Here is a 15678-nt window from a genome sequence, read left to right as displayed (position 1 = left end):
CGGCGGAGGCCGCATGGGCGCGACCCGCGCGGCGGCCGGTGCAGGCGGGCCAGGCCGCGGCCGCATCAGCGGCGGAGACTACGCGGCGCAGCGGGCTGCGAATGCTGAGGCGCCACGCATCCGCAATCTGGGGCGGCGCATCTTCGCGCTCTTTGCCTCGCACCGGGCGGCGATCGTCACAACCATCGTGCTCGTGCTCATCGGTGCCGCGCTCTCGGTGGTGCCGCCGCTGCTCACCCAGCGCGCGTTCGACGACGGGCTGTTCCCCCGGGGCGGCCCGAATCTGCCGGTGCTGATGGGGCTCGTCGGCCTCATGATCGTGGTCTACGTCGGCTCGGCGCTGCTGGGCGTGTGGCAGACGTATCTGACCTCATCCGTCGGCAACAGGGTGATGGGGTCGCTGCGGGTGCGGCTGTTCAGTCACCTGCAGTCGATGGAACTGAGCTTCTTCACGCATACCAAGACGGGCGTCATCCAGTCGCGACTGCAGAACGACGTGGGCGGCGTGGCCAGCGTGCTCACCAACACGATCTCGAGCGTGCTCGGCAACACCGTCACGGTGATGGCGGCGTTCGTGGCCATGCTGCTGCTCAACTGGCAGCTGACCATCATCGCCGTGGTGCTCATGCCGATTCTGGTGATAGCCCAGCGCCGGGTAGGCCAGGTGCGGGCGCGCATCGCCACCAAGACGCAGGAGTCGCTGTCGGACATGACGGCCATCACACAGGAGACGCTGAGCGTCTCGGGCATTCTGCTCTCCAAAAGCTTCAACCGTCAGGATGCCGAGACGGCCCGCTATTCCCACGAGAACGAGAACCAGATTCGGCTGCAGGTGAGCCAGTCGATGAGCGGCCAGTGGTTCTTCGCGATGGTCAACATCTTTCTCTCTTCGATACCCGCAATCGTGTACCTCGTGGCGGGCTGGCTGCTGCACGCGGGCGCGAGCGACATCACGGCCGGCACCATCGTGGCGTTCACCACCGTTCAGGCCCGGCTGCTGTTCCCCCTGCTCGGGCTCATGCGGGTGGCGCTCGATCTGCAGACATCCGGGGCGCTGTTCGCGCGCATCTTCGAGTATCTTGACCTGCGGCCTGCCATTGCGGACCTGCCGAGCGCCGCATCCGTTTCCGAGGGCGCCGATCTCGGGCGCATCGAGTTCGACGGCGTGAGATTTGCGTATCCGGATGCGCGCGAGGGCGAGCGACCCACGCTCGACGGCGTCTCGTTCACGATCGAGCCCGGCCAGTTCGCGGCGTTCGTCGGACCGAGCGGGGCCGGCAAGACCACCGTCTCGTATCTGGTGCCGCGCTTCTACGACGCGACGGCCGGCAGTGTGCGTTTCGCCGGCAGGGATGTGCGTGAGCTGCAGCACGAATCCCTGGTCGCGCACATCGGCGTTGTGAGCCAGGAGACCTACCTTTTTCACGCATCCATTGCCGAGAATCTGCGCTATGCGAAGCCGGATGCCACGCAGTCCGAACTCGAGGCGGCGGCCCGCCAGGCGAACATCCATGACACGATCGCGAGTTTTCCGGATGCCTACGACACCCTGGTGGGCGAGCGCGGCTACCGGCTCTCCGGCGGCGAGAAGCAGCGCATCGCGATCGCGCGCGTGCTGCTGAAGAACCCCGAGGTGCTCGTGCTCGACGAGGCGACGAGTGCGCTCGACTCCATCTCGGAGCGCGTCGTGCAGACCGCGCTCGACACGGCGGCGCGCGGGCGCACCACGGTGGCGATCGCGCACCGGCTCTCGACGATCGTGGCGGCAGACGTGATCTTCGTGGTCGACGGCGGCCGCATCGTGGAGCGTGGAACACACGCCGAGTTGCTTGCGGTGGGCGGCACGTACGCGCGGCTGTACAGGGAACAGCGCGGTGGAACTGAAGGGGTGGCGTCGGTGGCCGGCGAACCTGGCACGGACTGATTCACGTCGGCGGGAGTATTGTTAGCCTCGTCTAACAATGCGACGGGAGGCGAGTCGGTCGATGGCGACGGATGCGACAGCCACAGCTTCCCCGCCGAAGCGCGCCCGCGGGAGCACGCGCATCCTTTTTCTGCTCGGTCCGGCCTTCGTGGCCGCCATCGCGTACGTTGACCCCGGCAACGTCGCCGCCAACCTCACCGCCGGCGCACGCTTCGGCTACCTGCTCGTCTGGGTTCTCGTCGCGGCCAACGCGATGGCCGTGCTGGTGCAGTACCAGTCGGCCAAGCTCGGGCTCGTGACCGGCCGCAGTCTGCCCGAACTGCTCGGCGAACGTATGCGCCCGGCTGCCCGGCGCGCGTTCTGGGTACAGGCCGAATTGGTGGCGGCCGCCACCGACATTGCCGAGGTCATCGGCGGCGCCATCGCCCTGAACCTGCTCTTCGGTCTGCCGCTGGTCGTGGGTGGGGTCATTGTCGGCGTCGTCTCGATTCTGCTGCTCACCGTGCAATCGCGGCGCGGCCAGCGCCCCTTCGAGACGGTCATCCTGGCTCTTCTCGCGATCATCGCGATCGGCTTTCTGGCCGGACTCGTGGTTTCCCCCGTGAGCTGGCCGGATGCCGTCGGCGGGCTCCTGCCCCGCTTCGACGGTTCCGGCTCCGTACTGCTGGCCGCGAGCATGCTCGGCGCCACGGTGATGCCCCACGCCATCTACCTGCACTCGGCGCTCGCGCGCGACAGGCACGGCCACCAGAGCAGCCCACGGCTACTCGGCCGCCTGCTCACGGCCACCCGGTGGGACGTGCTCGGCGCGCTTGCCATCGCCGGCGCAGTGAATATCGCCATGCTCCTGGTGGCCGCCGCGAGTCTCGGCGGGGTTAAGGGCACCGACACCATCGAGGGCGCGCATGCCGCGCTCAGCTCCGCCCTCGGGCCTGCCATCGGCGTGATCTTCGCGATAGGCCTGCTCGCCTCGGGGCTGGCATCCACCTCGGTTGGCAGCTACGCCGGCGCGACCATCATGGCCGGCCTGCTGCGCATCCGGGTGCCGCTGCTGCTGCGCCGTGTGGTGACGCTGGTGCCGGCGATAGTGATTCTCGCCGTCGGGGTCGACCCCACCTGGGCACTCGTGCTCAGCCAGGTCTTCCTGAGTCTGGGCATTCCGTTCGCGCTGGTGCCGCTGATGCGGCTCACCGGCAACCGGATGCTCATGGGCACCCACGCAAACCGGCTCGGGATGCGCGTGCTCGGCTGGCTCGTCGTCGCCCTCATCGTGGCGCTCAACATCGCACTGATCGTGTTGACGGTTGCGCCGATGGGAGGGTAGTTCGCGGAGCTGGTTTCGAGACGCAGCCTCGTTCCTCGACTGCTCCTCAATCAGCGGACGTTCCGCTGGTTGAGGAGCGAGGAACGAGCGTCTCGAAACCACCGCGCGCTACTCCGCTGCCGGCGTGACCCAGACGGCGTCGGCGATGTTGCCGTCGAGCGGCATGGGGGCCGCAGTCGGCGTGAGCGCTACGGTGGGGCCGCCGGCCTCATCGTCGTGCCCGAGCACCGTCAGGCGCGTGTCCGGCCGGATGCCGCGCCGGGCGAGAGCCCGCAGCACCGCCGGGTCGGCATCCGAGATGCGGGTGACGATGAGCGCGGTCGCGAGCGGCGCGCGTGACAGCTGCGTCGCATCCGGAAGATGGGGTCGCCCATCGGCGGTGGGAATCGGGTCACCGTGCGGATCACGCGAGGGATGCCCCAGGCGGGCGTCGATGCGCTCGACAAGCTCGTCGCTGACCGCGTGCTCGAGCACCTCGGCCTCGTCGTGCACCTCGTCCCACGCATAGTCGAGCACCTCGACGAGAAACGTCTCGAGCAGCCGGTGCCGGCGCACCATCGCGACGGCGTGCGTGCGCCCCGTCTCGGTGAGCTCGATGCTGCCGTACGGCGCGTGTTCGAGCAGCCCCTGCTCGGCCAGACGCCGGATGCCATCGGAGACCGTCGCGGTACGCACACCCATGCGCTCGGCCAGCTGCGTGACGGTGATGGGCGTCGGCGACCATTCCGTCGCGCTCCAGATGGCCTTGAGGTAGTCCTGCGCGGCGTTCGTCAGCTGGGAGACGGACATGAACCCATCCTAGGCAGGCGACGGCAGGGCGCGTGGGCGGCGGGGCAGCTCCCTGCCTAGGCTGTCGGCATGAGGACTCCGGCGGTCGGGTGGGTGGGCCAGCTGTTGCGTCCGCAACCCGCACCGATCCCGTGGGCGCGGGCGGTCCGTTCTGCCGTGGCGATCGTCACGCCCGTCGCGGTCGGCATGTCGATCGGCCAGCTCGGGCCGGGCATGCTGTGTGCGATTGGGGCGCTGTCGGCATCCGGGGCAGATCTCGGTGGTCGCTATCGGGCCAGGCTGTATCGGCTCAGCGTCGTGGCGGCCTCGGGTGCGGTCGGGTTTCTGCTGGGCGGGCTGATCTTCGGTGACGGCCTCATGACGGCCCTGTTCGTGCTGGTGGCCGGGCTCGTCTCGGGGCTGGTGAGCGTGCTCGGCAACGTGGCCTCCGTGGCGAGCCTGCAGTTTCTGATCTTCACGATCGTCGCATCCGGGGTCAATTTCGGACACGGACCGTGGTGGCTGCCGACCCTGTTCTACCTGTCTGGCGCGGCCTGGGCGCTGCTGTTGTCGATGGCCGGCGGCATCGGGCGGGCCACGGCGCCGGAGCGCCTTGCCGTCTCCGAGGTGTACCGCAGCCTGGCGATGCTCATGGATGTCTCGGGCCGTGAGGGCGTCGACAGCGCGCGTGTCAATCTGACGACGGCCATGAACGAGGCCTACGACACCGTGGTGTCGTTTCGCGCCACCAGCGGCGGCCGCGATGCCCGCGTGCGCCGGCTCGGCGCGCTGCTGAACGCCGCGACGCCGGTCGTGGAGGCCACCACCACGCTCGTGCGCTCGGGGGAGACGATTCCGCTGCGGTTGACGGCGGCCACCCGGGCCATGGCTGGCGCCGTGCTGCGCAGCACCGGGCCGGTCGAGATCGCCGCCGAGCTGACGCCCGATGCCGCGCCCTCGCGCGAACTCGCGGCCCTCGAGTCCCGGTTGGGATCGGTGGCGTCCCTGTTTGCGAAGGCGGAGGGCGCCGACTCCGAACAGCCCAGGCATCCGACCTTCAGGGAGCGGATGCTCGCGCTGCGCGACGCCGTCGCCAGCGGCCCGGCCACGTGGAAGCCCATTCTGCGCCTGGTGCTCTGCCTGGCGGTCGCCGAACTCGTCGGCGCGCTGATTCCCGTGGAGAGGCCGTACTGGATAGCCCTCACCGTTGCCGTCACCCTCAAGCCCGACTTCGGCTCGGTGTTCGCGCGCGCCGTGCAACGCGGTGTCGGCACCGTGGTCGGGGTGCTCATCGGAACGCTGCTGCTGGCCTACGTGCCGTTCGGCGTGCCGATTCTCATCGCCCTGGGTGTCTTCGCGGCAATGCTGCCCATCACGCTGAAGCGCAACTACGGCATGTTCGCCACCTTTCTCACCCCTGTGATAGTGCTGCTGCTCGACCTGTCGCGCAACGGCAACGAGGATCTCGTGGTGTCACGGCTGCTGGATACGGCGCTCGGCTGCGCCATCGTGCTTCTCGTCGGCTACCTTCCGTGGCCGAATGTCTGGCGGTCGAGTTCACGCATCAGTGACAGGGTCGCCTCGGTGACCGACGATCTGCTCGAATACCTGCGCGTTGCACTCGGCGCCGACGGCCAGCGCACCCGCCTGCGCCGCCAAACGTACCGGGGCCTCTCCGATCTGCGCACGGTGCTGCAGCAGGCGCTCGCCGAGCCTCCTCCGGTCAGTCGGCAGGCATCCGCGTGGTGGCCGGCCGTCGTGGTGCTCGAACGGCTCACGGATGCCGTCACCGCGGTCGTGACGCGCGTCGAGATCGGCGGGCAGCAGCCCGCGCCGGGCGAGGCGCAGCAGGTGATAGATACGATGCAGGAGCTTTCGGCGGCCGTGCATGAGCAGCGGCGGCCGAGAACTCTGACGTTGCCCGAGGGCGGCCCGCTGGACGGGGTCGCCTCGGAACTTCGCGTCGCGCACGCGGTGTTCTCCGGCCCGTCTGACGACTGACCGCACCGGGCGATAAGCTGGCCTCATGCGTGTTTCCCCGTCCTGTTGTTGTCGCTGACCCAGCCGACCAACACGACTCGTCGCGCGCCCGGGCACCACCCCGCACCGGGCGGTCGACTCAGATAAAGAAGGACAAATACACCGACATGAAGTACGCCAACACGATTCTCGATCTCATCGGCGACACCCCGCTCGTCAAGCTCAACACCGTGACCGATGGCATTGCCGCCACCGTGCTGGTGAAGGTTGAGTACCTCAACCCCGGTGGATCATCGAAGGACCGCATCGCCACCCGCATCATTGACGCGGCCGAGCGCGAGGGCCTGCTCAAGCCCGGCGGCACCATCGTGGAGCCGACCAGTGGCAACACCGGCGTCGGGCTTGCGCTCGTGGCCCAGCAGCGCGGCTACCGCTGTGTCTTCGTGCTGCCCGACAAGGTGGGCGAAGACAAGCGCAATGTGCTCACGGCGTACGGCGCCGAGATCGTGGTGACCCCGACATCCGTCGCCCCCGACAGCCCCGAGTCGTATTACAGCGTCTCGGATCGGCTGACCGCCGAGATCGATGGCGCGTTTAAGCCCAACCAGTACTTCAACCCGAACGGGCCGCTGAGTCACTACGAGACCACCGGCCCCGAGATCTGGCGCGACACCGAGCAGAAGATCACGCACTTCGTTGCGGGCGTGGGCACGGGCGGCACCATCAGCGGCACCGGTCGCTTTCTCAAGGAGGCTTCCGAGGGTCGCGTGCGCATCGTCGGCGCCGACCCTGAGGGCTCGGTCTACTCGGGCGGTACCGGTCGGCCGTATCTGGTCGAGGGCGTCGGCGAGGATTTCTGGCCGGGCGCATACGACCCCAGCGTCGTTGACGAGGTGATTGCCGTCAGCGATGCCGACGCCTTCGCCATGACGCGCAGGCTCGCCCGCGAGGAGGGCCTGCTGGTCGGCGGATCGAGCGGCATGGCCGTGGTTGCGGCGCTCGAAGCCGCCGCCTCACTCACCGCCGACGACGTCGTCGTCGTGCTGCTGCCCGACGGCGGCCGCGGCTACCTCGGCAAGATTTTCAACGACAAGTGGATGCGTTCCTACGGCTTCAGCGACGTCTCCGACGAGGCGACGGTGCGCGACATCATCAAGACCAAGAGCGGCGAGCTGCCCGATCTGGTGCACGCGCATCCGAGTGACACGGTGCACGATGCCATTCGCATCATGACCGAGTTCGGCGTCTCGCAGATGCCCGTGCTGAGCGCGGAACCGCCGGTCGTCATCGGCGAGGTGGTGGGCGCGCTCGAGGAGAGCGCGCTGCTGGAACAGGTCTTCAGCGGGCAGGCGGGAATGGCCGACAAGGTGGAGTCGTTCGCCGGTGCTCCGCTGCCGCTCATCGGCGTCAACGAGACGGTCTCGGCCGCGCGAGCGGCGCTCGCCGGTTCCGGAGCGCTGCTTGTCACCGACGGCGGCAAGCCCGTGGCCGTGCTGACCCGCCACGACCTGCTCACCTTCCTCAGCGAATAACGTTCTTCAGCAAATACCGTTCTTCAAGGAATACCGAGGCAACAGCATGACTGAAACACCGCACGACGCCCAGCAGCACTTCAACACCCGCGTCATTCACGAGGGCCAGGGGTTCGACCCGACCACAGGCGCGATCATTCCGCCGATCTACCAGACCTCCACGTTCGTGCAGGACGGCATCGGCGGACTGCGCGGCGGCTACGAATACGGTCGAAGCGGCAACCCGACGCGCACCTCGCTGCAGACGCTGCTCGCCTCCCTCGAGGGCGGCTCGCGCGCCATCTCCTTCGCGTCGGGCCTTGCGGCCGAAGACGCGCTGCTGCGCGCGGTGCTCGCGCCCGGCGATCATGTCGTTCTCGGCAACGATGTCTACGGCGGCACTCACCGGCTCATCAATCGCGTGCACGGAGCATGGGGCGTGCGCAACACGACGGTCGACCTGGGCGACCACGACGCGGTTCGTTCGGCACTCGGAATCGAGCGCACACGTATCCTATGGATCGAGACGCCGAGCAACCCGCTCATGAAGATCAGCGACATCGCGGCGCTCGCCGTACTCGGCCACGCGGCCGGGGCGATCGTTGTCGTCGACAACACTTTTGCCTCGCCCGCCCTGCAGCAGCCGCTTTCGCTCGGCGCCGACGTGGTGGTGCACTCGACCACCAAGTACCTGGGCGGGCACTCCGACGTGATCGGCGGCGCAATCGTCACGAGTGACGAGGAGCTGGCCGACAAGGTCGCGTTCCTGCAGTTCGCGGCCGGCGCGGTCTCGGCTCCGCTCGACGCGTGGCTGACCGTGCGCGGCATCAAGACGCTGGGCGTGCGGATGCAGCGCCACAGCGAGAACGCGCAGGCGATCGCGGAGAAGCTGGCGCAGCATCCGGCGATCGAGGCCGTCTACTACCCGGGGTTGCCCTCTCACCCTGGCCACGAGCTGGCGGCTCGGCAGATGAGCGGCTTCGGCGGCATGCTCTCTGTCGCGCTCGCCGGTGGGGCGGATGCCGCGCGCCACTTCGCGGAGTCGACCACCGTCTTCCAGCTGGCTGAGTCGCTCGGCGGCGTGGAGTCGCTCATCGGCTACCCCTCCGAGATGACGCACGCCTCGGTGAAGGGCACGGCGCTGGAGGTTCCCGACAACGTGGTGCGCCTCTCGGTGGGCATCGAAGACGTAGCCGACCTGCTCGCCGACGTGGAGCAGGCGCTCGCGCGGTAATGGTGTAGCGGGTGTAGGTCGTTCGCGGCACTACATCACCCCGGTTTCGCAGCGCGCCCAGCCCTCGGAGAGGGTGCGCTGCGAGAACGGGGCGATATGCGCCTAATCGTCGAGGATGAGACGTTTCCCGGTGCTGCTGGCGCTGAACGGGGTGTACCCGAGCGCGTCGTAGAACCGCAGGGCTTCCTCGTTTCCGGGACGCACCTGGAGTTGCACTTTGGGGCATCCGAGAGCGATGAGCCGCTTCTCAACCTCGGCCATCAGTGCCGCACCCCGACCGTGCCCGTTTACGTTCCTTGTCGCATCCGTCAGAGCGACAGGATCGCCAGCGCCAGCGTGACAGCGTTGAGCGCCAGCAGGAACCATGCCAGGCCGAACTGGAACGAGTAGTTCTTGTGGAAGACGTGCGTGTACAGCGCGCAGATGAAGAAGATCACGAGTCCCGCCGCCGCCGCGACCGTGAGGGGCGGGCATCGCAGCAGGCCGATCAGGAGCCCGACGGCGCCCAGCGTCTTGAGGGTGCCGATGGGGAACCGCAGCCACGAGACAGGAACGCCCGCAGCAACCATGCCCGGCAGAATCGGCTTGAAGTGGAATAGTGCGGCGACGCCGGAGAAGCCGTTGAGCACGATCGCAACGATCGTCACGATGACGGATGCGGTGTACACGGTCAGTACGCGATTCCGAGCGGCCGGCCGAAGGTCGCCGGGTTATCGACGGCGGCGAGCATCGCATGGGCCGCATCCGCTCGTGAGATGGAGTAGCCGCGCGGCACGCTACCGCCGATCGCCGTGCGGTAGACGCCGGTCAGGGGTTTGTTGCTGAGCTTGGGTGGTCGCACCGCCGTGCAGTCGATGGCGCTGTGGTTCATGTCGTCCTCCATGGTCGCGAGATCGGTATATACGCCGCGCAGTATGCGCCCGATGAGCGGCATGAGCACACGGCGGTTGAGAAAGCTGTCGTCTTCGGGCGCCGGGCCGACCGGGGCTGCGCTCACGGCGATGAACCGTCCTACACCGCCGGCTTCGAGGGCGTTCAGGATGCCTCGGGTGGCAGTGGAGGCCACGGCTCCGTCTTTGTTGCTGCGCGGGCCGATGGCGGAGAGTGCCGCGTCACTGCCACTGACGGCGGGCAGTACCGCATCGAGGTCGGTGACGTCGGGTGCGGTCACCACGATGAGCGACGGATGCCGCAGCTCCAGTCGCGCGGGATCGCGCACCACCGCGGTTACCGCATGTCCGGAATCCAGTGCCTGTCGTACGAGATGACCTCCGATGCCGCCGGTCGCGCCGAAAACGGTGAGTCGCATGGTGTGTTCCTTTCCTGAACGCGATCCCAGCCGCACAGCCGAGGTTCTTTAGATCGTCACGATAAGTGACAATAACATAATATGGCAATCTTTAGTGGGTACCATATGAAGAATGACTGATCAGGCGAGCGCTGCGCCCCCTCTTCCTCTCGATGCCCGAGTGAGTTACCTGCTCTCCGTACTGGGCACTCAGAGCGCGCGGAGCTTTGCCAACCGTCTGGCGCCATTGGGTATCCAGCCCAACCATTTCGGCCTGCTTGTGCACCTGGCCCACGAAGACGGGCAGTCCCAGCAACAGCTGGCGAATGCCCTCGGTATTCACCGCAACATGATGGTCGGCTTGATCGATGAGCTTGAGGAGCGCGGGCTTGTCGAGCGAAGCCGCCACCCCGATGACCGGCGGGCCCATGCGATCCGGCTCACGACGACCGCGCGGGAGCTTCTGCCGCGAGCGCACCAGCTCGCCGATCAGCAGGAGGCGGAATTGCTCGCCGGATTCGGTGACGACGATCGGGCATCCCTGCTCGCGCTGCTGCAGCGGCTGGCGAGTCGCGGCGGGGGCCGCCCCGACGTGCATCCGGGGATGCGCCACGACTAGCGCTCCGCAGGGTGCGACCGGCTGACCTCGGCGGCGATGTTTCGCCTCGATCCTCCCGACGCGCATCCGCATTGCGGTATCGTGCAATGCAGAGTACCTTGTGATGCATGACAGCGGATGTCGGCGCGCAACTGCGCAAGGGCGTGGTCGAGTACTGCGTGCTCGGCCTGCTCGGCCGCGAGCCGATGTACGGCTGGCAACTGTCGGAGATCCTGACGGCGCAGGGCATGATCGCCAGCATCGGAACGCTTTACCCGGTGCTCGGCCGCCTGCGTGAGCAGGGGCTCGTCGTCTCGTTCGACGGCGCCTCGGATGCCGGCCCGGTGCGCAAGTACTATCGGCTCGCACCGGCCGGCGCGCAGCAGCTCGACCACTTTCGCGAGCAGTGGACGGTGTTCACCCGTGAGGTCGAACACCTCATTGGAGGGGATGATGAGCGTGACTGAGCGCACACCGCAGGTCGTGCGGAGCTATCTGGCCGAACTGGATACCGCCCTGGGCGGGGTTCCTGTGGAGCTCGCCCGCGACATCCGCAACGGTGTCGAAGAGGAACTGGCAGGGCTGGATGCCGCGACGGCCGCCGCGCGCATCGAGCGGCTGGGTGACCCGGTCTTCATCGCGGCCGAGGCGCGGGCCGGTGCAGGCGTTGGGGCAGGCTCCGCAGCGCAGGTCACGACGGGCACGGATGCCTCCCGGGCGGCCACGCCGATCAGCGACTCTCGCGGCTTTGCCGTGGTGGCCGCGCTGCTCGTTGCTCTCGGGGGCGTGGTGATCCCCGTGCTCGGCTGGGTCGTGGGCATCGCGATGGTGTGGATGTCGTCGTCGTGGCGCAGGGGCGAAAAGTGGATCGCGACGCTCGTCGGGCCGGTCGCCGTGGCTGTGCCGATTTTGCTGACGTGGTTGTTTGCGGGAGGTTCTGCGGGAGACGCGCGCAACCCTCTTGTGCCTAGTGCTGTGGACACGTGGTGGGCGACGATCGTGATCCTGATTCCCACTAATGTCGTCGTCGGCATCTGGTTGCTCTGGCGCACGAGACGGCGGGCGGTGAACAGTGTTCGACCTTGAGTGCCTGACGCGAATCTGATAATCCGACCTCGTGCGCACCTTGACGGCAACCGAGGCAAGCCGCTCCATTGCGGCTCTGAGACTCGAGATCGTGCCGCTGTGAGCGGAACCCGTCACCGCCGGCTCCGTGGGGCCATACAGTCGACGTGACATGACTCGGGATGCCGTGCGTGGCCGGGGCGGCCTCGGCGGCACTTCGCCGGAAGGAACAGGCCTTGGAACTGATCTTTGTACACGGTGCTTTGGTGCGTGACGGCGCATGGTGGTGGCAGCGCGCTGCGGACCTGCTACGGGAACGCACGGGCATTCGGAGCCGCGCCGTTGCCCTGCCGTCGTGCGGAGAGACAACGCCCGAGCAGCGTGCAGGCGGCCTGAATGCCGACGCGGAGGCGCTACGCCGCGAACTCGACGATGTTGAGTCCGCGATAGTCGTCGGTCATTCCTATGGCGGCACCGTCATCGCCGAGGCCGGTCAGCATCCCGCGGTCGAGCACCTGCTCTACGTGTCGTCTTACCTGCCCGATGTCGGCCAGTCGCAGGGTGCGGTCATGAGCGGGGAGAGCGACCCGGTTTCGATCGGTGACAACGGGGACGGCACGCTCAGCGTGACCGGCTACGACGCGAACTCGTTCGGGGCCCGATTCCTTCAGGATGTCGACGAGGCGACCCAGCGCCAGGCGTGGCAGCGGGTGACCGCGCAGGCCGCCGGGGCTTTCATGACGCCGACGAGCGCCGCCGGCTGGCACGGCGTCGACTCGACGTACATCGTCTGCGGGCAGGATCGCAGCACCTCGCTCGAGTTGCAGCGCTTCCACGCGGCCAGGGCCACGCGCTTCGTCGAGCTGCCGACCGGACACCACCCGTTTATCTCGCGCCCCGAGCTGGTCGTCGAACAGATACAGGCCATGGTGCGGTAATATGAGAATATGTCATGTTCGTTGTTCGGTGCACGCCGATGACTCGGGAGGCCGCCGCGGCCATCCTGGGCGTCAGCGCGTTCGCGAGCCGAGCCGAGATCATGGCGGCGTTTCTGTTGCGGGCGCGGTTGACGCATCCGGATCGCTTCGCGGGTGCGCCCGCGGGTGACATCGCCGCAGCATCGCGAGAGTTCGTGCGGGTCAGCGCGGCGCGTGACCTGCTGTGCGCAACGGGGGCAATAGAGCGAGCGGATGCGACGCGTGCGTCGAGCGCCCCGGCTCCCGTTCTGGGCCGCTCGCGAGTGCGCGCCAGATTCGATAACGCACTACCGCTGCCAGAGACCCGAGTCTGGATCGCATAGACGTCAACGCGTGCCGGTGGGCGCACGCTGAGGCAATAGAGTCGAGAGATCGCGCTCGCGCACGTGGGCGCCATCGACGAGACGAGACGAGACGAGCCGCGCAGTGCAGACCGCAACCACCACCGAGGTCGGTGGCATCTTCGGTCGGCGCTATCTCTGGGTGACCGTCGGCATGTGTGCGCTGATTCTGCTGGCCGCGTTCGAGGCGCTCGCCGTCACGACGGTGATGCCCACGGTGAGTGCCGAACTGCACGGCGCTCATCTCTATGCCCTGGCCTTTTCCGCGCCGCTGGCCATGGGCATCGTCGGCATGGTTGCGGCGGGCAACTGGTCGGATCGGCACGGGCCGCGCGCGCCGCTTTTTCTCTGCGTGGTTCTCTTCGTGGTCGGTCTTGCCATCGTGGGTGTCGCATCCACCATGGAGGTTCTGGTCGTGGGGCGCATCGTGCAAGGGCTCGGCGCTGGCGGGCTGACCGTGGCGCTCTACGTGATAGTCGCCCGGGTGTATCCGCCTGTTCTGCACGCGCGCATCTTCGCGGCATTCTCTGCGGCCTGGGTCGTGCCCTCGCTCATCGGCCCGCTCATAGCGGGCCTCGTCACGGAGCATTTCGGCTGGCGGTGGGTGTTCCTTGGCGTGATAGTGCTGGTCGTGCTCGCGATGGGAATGGTGGTGCCAGCCATGCGTTCGCTGGCCGGGGGAGAGGCCGAACCCCCGCCATGGAATCTGCGCCGTCTCGGCTGGGCCGTGCTGGCCTCCGTCGCGGTGCTCGTGGTCAACATCTCCGCTGAGGCCGAGGGTCCAGCGCGCTGGATTCTTCCTGTTCTGGCCGTCGCGGTCGCGGTCTACGCACTGCGCCCGCTGCTGCCGTCGCGTACACTTCTGGCCGCCAGGGGCCTGCCGAGCGTGATTCTCGTGCGTGACCTCATCGGCGGCGCCTTCTTCGGTGCCGAGGTGTATGTGCCATATCTGTTGACGAAGGACTTCGCCTTCACGGCATCCGGCGCCGGACTGGCGTTGACCGCGGCCGGTCTCACCTGGGCGGGGGCGTCGTGGCTGCAGAGTCGGCTCGAGACCCGGGTGAGTGGCGGGGCGAGCTTTCAGCTCGGATCGAGCCTGCTCGCGCTTTCCATCGCCACGGTTCTGGTCACGGCCATATTCGCGCTCGTACCCGGCACGGCGATAGTGGGCTGGGCGTTCGCCGGCGCCGGCATGGGCTTCATGTTTCCGCGCACAAGTGTCATGACCCTGGGGTACTCGACGGCGCAGAATCAGGGTTTCAACAGTTCGGCGCTCGTCATCGCCGACTCCATCGGCGCCTCCGTGTCGTTGGCGGCGACGGCCGTTGTCTTCGCGGCGCTGTCCCCGCTGGGCAGCGCCTGGGCGTTCGCCGGATGCTTCGCGCTGACCGCCGCCTTCGCCGCAATTGCAGCGGTGCTCGGCTCCCGCGTCGACGTGGCGACGGTGCCCGCGGCACGTTGAGCGCGGTGCTGGCGATGCTGGGCGATCGCGCGTGGGGTCATGTGACTGTCACATTGCTGGCGCCACAGGTGCGCAATCGCGTGCATAATTGAGCTGGATTCACAGAAAGTGAACGTACACATCGTCAGTGAGATGGGGTCCGCGCTGTGACAGCGGAGACACACAAGACGCGAGCGCCCAGCATTCGGGATGTCGCGCGCCTTGCGGGCGTCTCGCACCAGACCGTTTCGCGCGTGCTCAACCAGCACCCGAGCATTCGCGAGACCACGAAACAACGCGTGCTGCAGGTCATGGAGGAGCTGCAGTATCGGCCGAATCGTGCCGCCCGGGCACTCGTGACGAGTCGTTCGCGCACCATAGGCATCCTGGCCGCGGCATCCGGCTCGTACTACGGGCCGTCGAGCAGTATTCAGGCGATCGAGGATGCCGCGCGCGACGCCGGCTACTACGTCACCACCTCGAATCTGGCCGCCACCGATCGCGACTCGATCGAGGCCGCGCTCGACCACCTGATGTCGCAGGCGGTGGAGGGCATCGTGGTGATCGCGCCGCAGGTGCGGGTCTTCGACGCCATCGCGCAGCTCTCCATCTCGGTGCCGTTCGTCACCATGCAGGCCACGGGCCGGCTGGCCGACCACGCGCTGTGGGTAGACCAGATCGCGGGCGCACGCCTGGCCACGCGGCACCTGATCGAGCTCGGTCACCGCAACATCTACCACCTGGCCGGACCGCAGGACTGGATCGAGGCCGAGGCGCGCATGCGCGGCTTCCTCGACGAGATGTCCGCGCAGGATGTGCCCACCACGGCGCCGATCCTGGGCGACTGGACGGCGGATTTCGGTTACCGGGCCGGGCGTGAGCTGGTGCGGGTGCGTGACTTCACGGCGATCTTCTCCTCCAACGACCAGATGGCGCTCGGGCTGATCCACGCCTTTCGAGACGCGGGCCTCGACGTGCCGGGTGACGTGAGCGTGGTCGGATTCGACAACATTCCCGAGGCGGCACACTTCTGGCCGCCGCTCACCACGGTGCGCCAGGATTTCGCCGAGTTGGGCAAGCGCTGCATGCGGCTGCTGCTGAGCGATATCGACGGCACCCGCGAGTCGTACCCCGGTGGCACGCTGGCCCCCGAGCTGATCGTGCGCGCATCGACGGCCCCGCCCGCGTTCTGAGCCCCGAACGGCCTGCGTTACCGAACCGAGATAT

At 67.7% G+C, this 15678-nt stretch carries 16 protein-coding genes; 12 read left to right on the top strand and 4 right to left on the bottom strand.

The genetic code is table 11. The annotated features are described in order from the left end of the window. Positions 1-13 precede the first annotated feature (13 nt). Positions 14-1924, top strand: a complete 1911-nt coding sequence (locus tag ASC63_RS01780) for an ABC transporter ATP-binding protein (RefSeq protein ID WP_055809136.1) — start codon at positions 14-16, stop codon at positions 1922-1924. Between the two features lie 37 nt (positions 1925-1961). After that, positions 1962-3248 carry an Nramp family divalent metal transporter gene (locus ASC63_RS01775; RefSeq protein ID WP_268765127.1) on the top strand — a complete coding sequence of 429 codons (1287 nt, stop codon included), beginning with the start codon at positions 1962-1964 and terminating at the stop codon, positions 3246-3248. A gap of 108 nt (positions 3249-3356) precedes the next feature. Here the strand turns inward: ASC63_RS01775 and ASC63_RS01770 are convergent, their stop codons facing one another. After that, positions 3357-4037 (bottom strand): metal-dependent transcriptional regulator, encoded by a 681-nt coding sequence (locus ASC63_RS01770; protein WP_055809132.1) that lies wholly within the window; start codon positions 4035-4037, stop codon positions 3357-3359. A 69-nt stretch (positions 4038-4106) separates the two neighbouring features. Here ASC63_RS01770 and ASC63_RS01765 point away from each other — a divergent pair, with 69 nt between their 5' ends. From ASC63_RS01765 to ASC63_RS01755, 3 genes are all read left to right on the top strand, one after another. Then, complete coding sequence (locus tag ASC63_RS01765) at positions 4107-6017, top strand: FUSC family protein (protein ID WP_082487042.1); 1911 nt, start codon at positions 4107-4109, stop codon at positions 6015-6017. 146 nt (positions 6018-6163) lie between these two features. Next, a complete protein-coding gene (locus tag ASC63_RS01760) occupies positions 6164-7528 on the top strand; it encodes a cystathionine beta-synthase (protein ID WP_055809128.1) in 1365 nt (454 codons plus the stop codon). Positions 7529-7574: 46 nt separating this feature from the next. Then, on the top strand, positions 7575-8741 hold the full coding sequence (locus ASC63_RS01755; RefSeq protein WP_055809127.1) for a cystathionine gamma-synthase: 1167 nt from the start codon (positions 7575-7577) through the stop codon (positions 8739-8741). Positions 8742-8843: 102 nt separating this feature from the next. On the opposite strand, the gene ASC63_RS16720 is transcribed toward ASC63_RS01755, so the two are convergent. Genes ASC63_RS16720 through ASC63_RS01745 form a run of 3 tightly spaced genes read right to left on the bottom strand, consistent with a single transcriptional unit; the run spans position 8844 to position 10050 of the window. Then, positions 8844-9107, bottom strand: a complete 264-nt coding sequence (locus ASC63_RS16720; protein WP_082487039.1) for a GNAT family N-acetyltransferase — start codon at positions 9105-9107, stop codon at positions 8844-8846. Continuing rightward, on the bottom strand, positions 9050-9409 hold the full coding sequence (locus ASC63_RS01750) for a DoxX family protein (protein WP_055809125.1): 360 nt from the start codon (positions 9407-9409) through the stop codon (positions 9050-9052). The genes ASC63_RS16720 and ASC63_RS01750 overlap by 58 nt, the downstream gene beginning before the upstream one ends. A 2-nt stretch (positions 9410-9411) precedes the next feature. Then, the gene (locus ASC63_RS01745; RefSeq protein WP_055809123.1) at positions 9412-10050 is read right to left on the bottom strand and encodes an NAD(P)-dependent oxidoreductase; all 639 of its coding nucleotides are present in this window, start codon (positions 10048-10050) and stop codon (positions 9412-9414) included. 112 nt (positions 10051-10162) lie between these two features. Between ASC63_RS01745 and ASC63_RS01740 the strand changes: the two genes are divergently transcribed. The 7 genes from ASC63_RS01740 to ASC63_RS01710 all read left to right on the top strand — a co-directional run bounded on the left by ASC63_RS01740 (position 10163) and on the right by ASC63_RS01710 (position 15644). Next, entirely contained in the window at positions 10163-10648 is a 486-nt protein-coding gene (locus ASC63_RS01740; protein WP_055809121.1) for a MarR family winged helix-turn-helix transcriptional regulator, read from the top strand. A gap of 107 nt (positions 10649-10755) precedes the next feature. Next, positions 10756-11094 (top strand): PadR family transcriptional regulator, encoded by a 339-nt coding sequence (locus tag ASC63_RS01735; RefSeq protein WP_055809119.1) that lies wholly within the window; start codon positions 10756-10758, stop codon positions 11092-11094. Beyond that, on the top strand, positions 11087-11713 hold the full coding sequence (locus ASC63_RS01730; RefSeq protein ID WP_157487539.1) for an HAAS signaling domain-containing protein: 627 nt from the start codon (positions 11087-11089) through the stop codon (positions 11711-11713). The genes ASC63_RS01735 and ASC63_RS01730 overlap by 8 nt, the downstream gene beginning before the upstream one ends. A 215-nt stretch (positions 11714-11928) precedes the next feature. Next, positions 11929-12630 (top strand): alpha/beta hydrolase, encoded by a 702-nt coding sequence (locus ASC63_RS01725; RefSeq protein WP_055814638.1) that lies wholly within the window; start codon positions 11929-11931, stop codon positions 12628-12630. A gap of 14 nt (positions 12631-12644) precedes the next feature. Continuing rightward, entirely contained in the window at positions 12645-12992 is a 348-nt protein-coding gene (locus ASC63_RS01720) for a J domain-containing protein (protein ID WP_055809115.1), read from the top strand. A gap of 103 nt (positions 12993-13095) precedes the next feature. Continuing rightward, the gene (locus ASC63_RS01715; protein WP_055809113.1) at positions 13096-14472 is read left to right on the top strand and encodes an MFS transporter; all 1377 of its coding nucleotides are present in this window, start codon (positions 13096-13098) and stop codon (positions 14470-14472) included. Between the two features lie 146 nt (positions 14473-14618). Further along, entirely contained in the window at positions 14619-15644 is a 1026-nt protein-coding gene (locus ASC63_RS01710; protein WP_055809112.1) for a LacI family DNA-binding transcriptional regulator, read from the top strand. The last annotated feature ends 34 nt before the right edge of the window (positions 15645-15678 follow it).

Origin of the sequence: Leifsonia sp. Root112D2 (genome assembly GCF_001424905.1) — a bacterium.
In the GTDB taxonomy this organism is placed as follows: domain Bacteria; phylum Actinomycetota; class Actinomycetes; order Actinomycetales; family Microbacteriaceae; genus Root112D2.
This window is presented reverse-complemented; position numbering and strand designations above follow the sequence as displayed.

Excerpts from the sequence above, each read along its gene's own strand:
- ASC63_RS01780 (WP_055809136.1), top strand. The coding sequence starts at position 14 with ATGGGCGCGACCCGCGCGGCGGCCGGTGCAGGCGGGCCAGGCCGCGGC.
- ASC63_RS01775 (WP_268765127.1), top strand. The coding sequence starts at position 1,962 with ATGCGACGGGAGGCGAGTCGGTCGATGGCGACGGATGCGACAGCCACA.
- ASC63_RS01770 (WP_055809132.1), bottom strand. The coding sequence starts at position 4,037 with ATGTCCGTCTCCCAGCTGACGAACGCCGCGCAGGACTACCTCAAGGCC.
- ASC63_RS01765 (WP_082487042.1), top strand. The coding sequence starts at position 4,107 with ATGAGGACTCCGGCGGTCGGGTGGGTGGGCCAGCTGTTGCGTCCGCAA.
- ASC63_RS01760 (WP_055809128.1), top strand. The coding sequence starts at position 6,164 with ATGAAGTACGCCAACACGATTCTCGATCTCATCGGCGACACCCCGCTC.
- ASC63_RS01755 (WP_055809127.1), top strand. The coding sequence starts at position 7,575 with ATGACTGAAACACCGCACGACGCCCAGCAGCACTTCAACACCCGCGTC.
- ASC63_RS16720 (WP_082487039.1), bottom strand. The coding sequence starts at position 9,107 with ATGGTTCCTGCTGGCGCTCAACGCTGTCACGCTGGCGCTGGCGATCCT.
- ASC63_RS01745 (WP_055809123.1), bottom strand. The coding sequence starts at position 10,050 with ATGCGACTCACCGTTTTCGGCGCGACCGGCGGCATCGGAGGTCATCTC.
- ASC63_RS01740 (WP_055809121.1), top strand. The coding sequence starts at position 10,163 with ATGACTGATCAGGCGAGCGCTGCGCCCCCTCTTCCTCTCGATGCCCGA.
- ASC63_RS01735 (WP_055809119.1), top strand. The coding sequence starts at position 10,756 with ATGACAGCGGATGTCGGCGCGCAACTGCGCAAGGGCGTGGTCGAGTAC.
- ASC63_RS01720 (WP_055809115.1), top strand. The coding sequence starts at position 12,645 with ATGTTCGTTGTTCGGTGCACGCCGATGACTCGGGAGGCCGCCGCGGCC.